Here is a 4,858-nt window from a genome sequence, read left to right as displayed (position 1 = left end):
ATACGTTACGTGAACAAGGTAATGTTTATCTCACTGCAGAAACAACCCTGTTGTCAAATCTTGGCAATCCTATGTTAGAAATTACAGCAGACACCTGTGGCCGACATGACACGCTGGGCGGTGCCTGTGCCACAGAATCTAACACCGTACGTTATTCACTGGAGAAAAAGACCATGCATGCCTGCCGTGATAGCTGGATGCTGGCGGTCGCTGAAAATGAACATTTTGGTGTCAGCAAACGTGATATCACTCATAACATTAATTTCTTCATGAATGTTCCTGTAACAGAAGACGGTCAACTGACCTTTGCTGATGGTATTTCAGAAGCCGGTAAATATGTAGAAATGACAGCGAAGATGGATGTGATTGTGCTGATATCTAACTGTCCACAGTTGAACAACCCTTGTAACGCTTATAACCCAACCCCTGTAGAAGTGGTTATCTGGAGCTAATACGGATTATGTTTCGGGACGACCTGAAACAACGCTTTAATTGCTGGGACGACCCAGATTAGGAATACCCATCATGTTTAAGAAAGTTCTAATTGCTAACCGTGGTGCCATAGCGACACGGATTACTCGCACTTTGCATGAGATGAATGTTCAGGCTGTTGCTATATATGCCGAAGCTGATCGAGACTCATTGCATGTCAGTGCTGCAGATGAAAGCTACTCACTTGGCGAAGGCCGTGCCAGTGAGACTTATCTTAATCAACAACGCATTATTGAGATTGCCAAACAGTCTGGTGCTGAAGCGATTCACCCCGGTTATGGTTTCCTCAGTGAGAACCCAGGGTTTGCTCGTTTATGTGAACAAAATAGTATTGTTTTTCTCGGCCCCACTGCAGAACAGATGGAGTCGTTTGGCCTGAAGCACAGTGCCCGGGCATTGGCAGAAGAGAACGATGTGCCTTTATTACCAGGCACAGGCTTATTAACCTCTTTAGAAGATGCCGTAACCCAAGCCAATGATGTCGGCTATCCCGTCATGCTCAAATCTACTGCTGGTGGCGGTGGTATCGGTATGAACCGTTGTGATGATGAAGCTTCATTACGTCAGGCGTTTAACTCAGTTAAAAACCTCAGTGCTAATAACTTTTCCAATGATGGGGTATTTCTGGAGAAATTTATTACTCGTGCCCGTCATATCGAAGTGCAGGTGATTGGTGACGGGGAAGGGCATGTGCTGGCTCTCGGGGATCGAGACTGTTCCAGTCAACGCCGTAACCAGAAAGTGATTGAAGAAGCGCCAGCACCTAATATTCCTGATGATGTGCGTGCTGAGATGCAGGAAGTCGCCGTCAGACTGATGTCTGCCATTCATTATCGCAGTGCCGGTACCGTGGAATTTGTCTACGACGCCGATAATCAACAGTTTTACTTCCTGGAAGTAAACACCCGGTTGCAAGTTGAGCATGGGGTCACGGAAGAAGTCTACGGCGTCGATCTGGTTCGCTGGATGGTCGAGGTCGGTGCGAAAGAGTCTCAATTACCTGCTACAGCACCTCAACCTAAAGGCCATGCGATTCAGGTGAGATTGTATGCTGAAGATCCGCATAAACAGTTTCAGCCGTCTTCAGGTTTACTGACAGAAGTCATCTGGCCAAAGAGTGAGGCCATTCGTGTTGATTATTGGGTGAAAGCCGGTATCGAAGTCTCTCCTTTTTATGACCCGATGTTAGCCAAAATTATCAGCCATGCTGATAACCGTGAGTCAGCTCATACAAAACTACTGGCAGCCCTGGATGAGTTACAGGTTTACGGTATTGAGACCAATGCCGATTATGTCGGTCAGATTTTACAAGATGATGCATTCTTAAACGCGGCGGTCACCACGCGTTATTTAGATAGTTTTGTCTATCAGCCTTCGACGATCAATGTCCTGTCACCAGGCACTATGACAACGATTCAGGATTATCCTGCACGTGTTGGTTATTGGGATATCGGTGTACCGCCGTCTGGGCCATTTGACAGTCTGTCATTCCGTTTAGGTAATCGTTTATTAGGTAATGATGAGTCCTGTGCGGGTCTGGAAATCACTTTGTCTGGGCCTGAACTAAGCTTTAACGTAGCGACCAGTATTGTGGTGACTGGCGCTGAACTGAGTATTGAGTTAAATGGTGAAAAACAATCACCATGGCAAGTTATTTCAGTACAAGCCGGTGATAAGCTGAAATTAGGTCAGGTAAAAGGCACGGGTGCTAGAGCGTATCTATTAGTGGCTGGTGGTATTCAATGTCCGGAATATTTAGGTTCACGTTCTACGTTCACTTTAGGTCAGTTTGGTGGACATGTCGGTCGTACCTTAAAAACAGGGGATGTATTACATATTCTGCCTGAACAGCAAGTCGCTGATAATGCGGTGATGGCAGCTGCTTTACAGCCTGAAATTGAGCATCATTGGGATATTCATGTGGTGTACGGGCCACATGGTGCACCCGACTTTTTCACTGATAATGATATCGAGATGTTTTTTTCCACAGACTGGAAAATTCATTACAACTCCAGTCGTACCGGCGTGCGTTTGATTGGGCCAAGACCAGAATGGGCAAGAACCGATGGCGGCGAAGCTGGTCTGCATCCTTCTAATATTCACGATAATGCCTACGCTGTTGGGTCTATCGACTTTACTGGGGATATGCCGATTATTCTTGGGCCAGATGGACCCTCTTTGGGTGGTTTTGTTTGTCCGGCAACCGTAATTACCGCTGATTTATGGAAAGTGGGCCAGTTAAAAGCAGGAGATACCGTTCGCTTTATACCTGTATCGATTGAAACAGCCAATGCCTTAGAGCGTGCACAAAATCAGGCGATTGATGGTTTAAGTCAACAATCAATATCCGTAGAGCCTGCCGTTATTGATACGCCTGTGCATGCCATTAGCAAAGATGCTTCATCAGGGATGGATATCACCTACAGACTGGCAGGGGATCACTATCTCTTAGTCGAATTTGGTGAGCAAACCTTAGATATCAATCTGCGGTTTAAAGTACATGCCTTAATGTTGTGGTTACAGGAACAGGCGGTGACGGGCATTTTAGAGCTGACGCCAGGTATCCGTTCGCTGCAGGTGCACTATGACAGTATGGTGTTATCTCTTGATGACTTAATGACTGTATTAAAACAGGCAGAGAAAGATATCCAGCATGTGGATGACTTAGATTTACCCACGCGTATTGTGCATATTCCTATTTCCTGGGATGACGAAGCTTGCCGTTTAGCCAGCGAAAAATATATGCAATCGGTCAGAGAAAATGCCCCATGGTGTCCTGACAACATTGAGTTTATTCGCCGTATCAATGGTCTTGATTCAGTAGATGATGTGAAGAAGATCGTGTTTGATGCCAGCTATCTGGTGATGGGACTGGGCGATGTGTATCTCGGTGCCCCAGTAGCGACGCCAATGGATCCACGACACCGTCTGGTAACGACAAAATACAATCCAGCCAGAACCTGGACCGCAGAAAACTCAGTGGGAATTGGTGGCTCGTATCTTTGTGTGTATGGCATGGAAGGGCCGGGTGGTTATCAGTTTATCGGACGTACTCTGCAAATGTGGAATCGTTACGAAACAACCAAAGAATTTACCAAGCCCTGGTTATTACGTTTCTTTGATCAAATTCAGTTTTATGAAGTCAGCCATGATGAGTTAATGCAGATTCGTCGTGACTTTATTCATGGTAACTATGAACTCAAGATTGAAGAAACACGCTTCAATTTAAAAGACTACAACGCCTTTATTGAACAACATCAAGATGAAATTGATACGTTCACCAGCATGCGTCAGAAAGCCTTTAATGAAGAATTAGAACGTTGGAAACGTGATGGTTTATTGCATTTTGATAGTGGTGATCAACAAGCCGACGTGGATGAAGCTTTATTGCCTCTGGCAGACAATGCGATATCAGTGGATAGCCCATTGAATTGCAGTATCTGGAAAATCGAAGTGGAAGAGGGGCAAGACGTGAAAGAAGGCGACACCTTGATGATTTTAGAAGCGATGAAAATGGAAATTCTGGTGACAGCACCGCAGGCAGGTAAAGTGACTTCACTTTCCAGAAAAGCAGGATCACAAGTAGGTATGGGTGACCGTTTATTAGTGTTGGAGGTTGAATAATGTCACAACAAAATATGACCATTGCGGCATTGCAGCAGGCGTATCAAACTGGTGATTTATCGCCAAAACAAGTTATTGAGAATGCCTTAGAGCGTTGTCAGCAATACCTTGATCACAATATCTGGATCGAGTTATTCAGTATGGAACAACTTCAGCCTTATCTGGATGCTTTGGAAAACAGCAGTATTGAAGAAAAACCGTTATTTGGGATTCCCTTTGCCATCAAAGATAATATTGAGTTGGCTGGGTTCCCTGTCACGGCGGGCTGTGAGGCTTATACTTACACGCCCGATAAATCAGCCTTTGTTGTACAGCAATTGATTGATGCCGGAGCGATTCCGCTAGGTAAAACCAATCTTGACCAGTTTGCTACAGGGCTGGTAGGCGTACGTTCACCTGAAAAATGGGGGCCATGCCATAACAGTTTTGACAAAGACTATATTTCTGGTGGCTCCAGTTCAGGTTCTGCTGTTGCTGTGGCATTAGGTTTAGTCAGCTTTTCATTAGGTACAGATACCGCTGGGTCAGGACGTGTGCCAGCCGCCTTTAATAATCTGATTGGTTTAAAACCAACCCGAGGTTTATTGAGTACCGATGGTGTCGTACCAGCCTGTCGTAGCTTGGATTGTGTATCTATTTTCAGCTTAACCACCGATGATGCCAATACGGTATTTAATGTCGCCGCTGAGTTTGATACCAATGATGCCTTTGCCAGACCCAATCTGGATACCAATAAAGGTAA

At 45.3% G+C, this 4,858-nt stretch carries 3 protein-coding genes; all 3 read left to right on the top strand.

Annotated features, from left to right (window positions below):
* The coding region (locus tag B4K20_RS05535; protein WP_289282179.1) for a DUF1989 domain-containing protein at positions 1 to 452 on the top strand (452 nt) is incomplete at its 5' end.
* Between the two features lie 73 nt (positions 453 to 525).
* Entirely contained in the window at positions 526 to 4,116 is a 3,591-nt protein-coding gene (gene uca, locus B4K20_RS05530) for an urea carboxylase (protein WP_289282178.1), read from the top strand.
* On the top strand, positions 4,116 to 4,858 hold a 743-nt coding region (locus tag B4K20_RS05525), incomplete at its 3' end, for an amidase family protein (protein ID WP_289282177.1). The genes uca and B4K20_RS05525, both read left to right, overlap by 1 nt.

The sequence above is a fragment of the Methylophaga sp. UBA5088 genome (assembly GCF_002414625.1).
In the GTDB taxonomy this organism is placed as follows: domain Bacteria; phylum Pseudomonadota; class Gammaproteobacteria; order Nitrosococcales; family Methylophagaceae; genus Methylophaga; species Methylophaga marina.
The sequence above is the reverse complement of the archived record's forward strand: the minus strand, read 5'-3'. Positions and strand labels throughout refer to the sequence as shown.